The sequence below is a fragment of the Ochrobactrum sp. SFR4 genome (assembly GCF_019730395.1).
Classification (GTDB): Bacteria; Pseudomonadota; Alphaproteobacteria; order Rhizobiales; family Rhizobiaceae; genus Pseudochrobactrum.
Genome location: NZ_JAAPBB010001222.1, coordinates 1 through 243, shown reverse-complemented (window position 1 = coordinate 243; position 243 = coordinate 1). Strand labels below are relative to the sequence as shown.

The 243-nt window shown below is 52.7% G+C and carries 1 protein-coding gene; it reads right to left on the bottom strand.

The features are described from left to right. Positions 1-243, bottom strand: a 243-nt coding sequence (locus HBA93_RS22915; RefSeq protein ID WP_221724762.1) for a helix-turn-helix transcriptional regulator, incomplete at both ends; no start/stop codon positions are given.

Here is a 243-nt window from a genome sequence, read left to right as displayed (position 1 = left end):
AGCCTCAATTCGATCCACGCGCAGATTACGAAAATCCGAGCGGTCTTCACACCAGACAGTTAGCAGCCAGACCGCATCAAACATTGTCAGGCCAAGCGGCCGAACTATGCGCTGACTGTGTTTATCCTGCAAATCGCAATATCTGATTTGCAATACGGCCTTATCGCGCAAGGCGACGCGCAGCAGTGTAAGATGCTCTGCGGCCTTATCATTCTCCGGATTTTGCCGTGCAACAGCGCGCAA